Origin of the sequence: Sulfitobacter aestuarii (genome assembly GCF_042685005.1) — a bacterium.
In the GTDB taxonomy this organism is placed as follows: Bacteria; Pseudomonadota; Alphaproteobacteria; order Rhodobacterales; family Rhodobacteraceae; genus Sulfitobacter; species Sulfitobacter aestuarii.
The window spans coordinates 1-3273 of record NZ_JBHUMP010000050.1 but is presented as its reverse complement, the minus strand read 5'-3'; the positions used below and the strand labels follow the sequence as shown (position 1 = coordinate 3273).

Sequence of the window (3273 nt, the reverse complement as noted above, 5' to 3'; positions counted from 1 at the left end):
ACCGCCCTTCCCGGCGTGCTGATCCTGACCCCTGCCCGCCATGGCGATTCCCGTGGCTTTTTCAGCGAGAGCTGGAGCCGGGCGCGGTTGGCCGAGGCCGGGATCGACATCGATTTCGTGCAGGACAATCATTCGCTTTCGGCACAGGTCGGCACGGTGCGGGGGCTGCATTTTCAATCTCCGCCCCATGCCCAGGACAAGCTGGTCCGCTGCGGACGGGGCGCGCTTTTCGATGTGGCGGTCGATATCCGCCGCGGCTCGCCGAGCTATGGGCAATGGGTCGGGGTCGAGCTGAGCTTCGAGAACGGCAGGCAATTGCTGGTGCCCAAGGGCTTCCTGCACGGCTTCGTCACCCGCGCGCCGGAGACCGAGATCGTCTATAAATGCTCGGATTACTACGCGCCGGACTGCGATGGCGCGGTGCGTTTCGATGATCCCCAGATCGGCATCGACTGGAGGCTGGGCGAGACCGCGCCGCTGCTCAGCGACAAGGATGCAGTCGCGCCGATGCTGAAAGACTTCGACTCCCCTTTTACCTACGGAACCTGATTTCATGAAGATCCTCATCACCGGCGGTGCCGGGTTCATCGGCTCGGCGGTGGTGCGTCAGGCCATCGCGGCGGGTCACGGCGTGGTCAATCTCGACGCGCTGACCTATGCCGCCTGTCTTGAGAATGTCGCCAGCGTTGCCGACAGCCCGCTCTATCATTTCGAACAGGCCGATATCCGTGATCCGGCGGCGCTGGCGCGGATCTTTGCCGCGCATCGCCCCGATGCGGTGATGCATCTGGCCGCTGAATCCCATGTCGACCGCTCGATCGACGGGCCCGGCGCCTTTATCGAGACCAATATCACCGGCACCTATATCCTGCTCGAGGCGGCCCGCGCCTATTGGCTCGCCGAAGGGCGCCCCGAAAGCTTCCGCTTCCATCATATCTCGACCGACGAGGTCTTCGGTTCCCTGCCTGCCGATCCGGACGTCCAGTTCACCGAAGACACAGCGTACGACCCGCGCTCGCCCTATTCCGCCTCCAAGGCGGCCAGCGACCATCTGGTACGCGCCTGGCACGAGACCTATGGGCTGCCGGTGGTGCTGAGCAATTGCTCGAACAATTACGGCCCCTATCATTTTCCCGAGAAGCTGGTGCCGGTGATCGTCCTCAACGCGCTGGCCGGAAAGCCGCTGCCGATCTACGGCAACGGCGCCAACGTGCGCGACTGGCTCTATGTCGAGGATCACGCCGATGCGCTGCTGACGGTGCTCACCAAGGGCGCGCTCGGGCGCAGCTACAACATCGGCGGCGAGAACGAGCGCAGCAACCTCGAGCTGGTGCGGACCCTCTGTGCGATCCTCGACGAGCTGCGCCCGGGGCCGCGCCCTTACGCCGAGCTGATCACCCATGTCACCGATCGCCCCGGCCATGATGCCCGCTATGCCATCGATCCGAGCCGGATCCGCGAGGAGCTCGGCTGGCGCCCCTCGGTTACCGTCGAGGAAGGGCTGCGGCGCACCGTGCAATGGTATCTCGACAACGAGCCCTGGTGGCGTGCCCTGCAGGACCGCGCCGGGGTCGGCGAGCGGCTCGGGGTCTCGGCATGAAGTTTCTGGTCTTCGGACAGAGCGGCCAGGTGGCGCACGAGCTGCAGCGTTTGGGCGGCGATGCACTCCTGGCGCTGTCCCGCGCGCAGGCCGATCTCGGCGATCCCGGGGCCTGCGCCGCAATGATCGCCGCGACCGACGCCGATGCGGTGATCAATGCTGCGGCCTATACGGCGGTCGACCGCGCCGAGGAGGAAGAGGCGCTGGCCCTGCGCATCAATGGCGACGCCCCCGGCGCCATGGCCCGTGCCGCCGCGGCGCGCGGCCTGCCCTTCGTGCATCTCTCCACCGATTACGTCTTTGACGGCAGCGGCAGCCAGCCCTTCAGGGTCGAGGATGCCACCGGCCCGCTCGGCGCCTATGGCCGCACCAAGCTGGCGGGCGAAGAGGCGGTGCGCGCCGCCGGTGGGCCCCATGCGATCTTCCGCACCTCCTGGGTGGTCTCGGCCCATGGCAACAACTTCGTCAAGACAATGCTGCGGCTCGGCGCCGAGCGCGATGCGCTCACCATCGTCGCCGACCAGATCGGCGGGCCGACCCCGGCCGCCGACATCGCCCGGACCTGTCTCGCGGCGGCCCGGCAATTGCGCGACGATCCCGGCAAATCCGGGACCTATCACCTGTCGGGCGGCCCCGATGTCAGCTGGGCCGATTTCGCCCGCGCCATATTCGAGCGTGCGGGGGTCACCTGCACGGTCAGCGACATCCCCAGCAGCGCCTATCCGAATCCGGCCCAAAGGCCGCTGAATTCACGGCTCGACAACAGCCGCACGCAAGAGATTTTCGGCCTGCCGCGCCCTGACTGGCACGACGGCCTCAATGACATTCTGACAGAACTGGGAGCAGCAGCATGAACAAGCGCAAGGGGATCATCCTCGCCGGTGGGTCGGGCACCAGACTTTACCCGGTGACCATCGGCATCTCGAAACAGCTGCTGCCGATCTATGACAAGCCGATGGTCTATTACCCGCTCAGCGTGCTGATGCTGGCCGGAATCCGCGAGATCGCGGTGATCACCACGCCGCAGGATCAGGACCAGTTCCGGCGCACCTTGGGCGATGGCAGCCAATGGGGCGTCTCGCTGACCTATATCACCCAGCCGAGCCCCGACGGGCTGGCCCAGGCCTTTATCCTGGCCGAGCAATTCCTTGATGGCGCGCCCTCGGCGCTGGTGCTGGGGGATAACATCTTCTACGGCCACGGCTTGCCGGAAATGCTCGCCGCGGCCGATGCCAAGACCAGCGGCGGCACCGTCTTCGGCTACCGCGTCTCCGACCCGGAACGCTACGGCGTGGTCGATTTCGATCGCGATGGCCGCGCCGTCTCGATCATCGAAAAGCCCGAGGTGCCGCCCTCGAACTATGCGGTGACCGGGCTCTATTTCCTCGACGGCAGCGCCCCGGAACGCGCCCGCCGGGTCATGCCCAGCGCGCGCGGCGAGTTGGAGATCACCTCGCTGCTGGAGATGTATCTGCACGAGGGCACGCTTTCGGTCGAACGCATGGGCCGCGGCTTTGCCTGGCTCGACACCGGCACCCATGGCAGCCTGCTCGATGCCGGGAACTTCGTGCGCACGCTGGAGAAGCGCCAGGGCCAGCAGGCGGGCTGTCTCGAGGAGATCGCCTATCATCAGGGCTGGATCAGCGCCGCGGATCTGGAGGCGCGGGCGCGGA

At 66.5% G+C, this 3273-nt stretch carries 4 protein-coding genes; all 4 read left to right on the top strand.

Annotation, left to right across the window (positions count from 1 at the left end):
* A partial coding sequence (gene rfbC, locus ACFSUD_RS19420; protein WP_386376153.1) for a dTDP-4-dehydrorhamnose 3,5-epimerase occupies positions 1–549 on the top strand: 549 nt, incomplete at its 5' end.
* A gap of 4 nt (positions 550–553) precedes the next feature.
* Complete coding sequence (gene rfbB / locus ACFSUD_RS19415; RefSeq protein WP_386376152.1) at positions 554–1600, top strand: dTDP-glucose 4,6-dehydratase; 1047 nt, start codon at positions 554–556, stop codon at positions 1598–1600.
* Positions 1597–2454: a dTDP-4-dehydrorhamnose reductase gene (rfbD, locus tag ACFSUD_RS19410; protein WP_386376151.1), complete on the top strand. Its 858-nt coding sequence runs from the start codon at positions 1597–1599 to the stop codon at positions 2452–2454. Before rfbB ends, rfbD begins: the two co-directional genes overlap by 4 nt.
* Positions 2451–3273, top strand: an 823-nt coding sequence (gene rfbA, locus ACFSUD_RS19405) for a glucose-1-phosphate thymidylyltransferase RfbA (protein WP_386376150.1), incomplete at its 3' end; no start/stop codon positions are given. The genes rfbD and rfbA, both read left to right, overlap by 4 nt.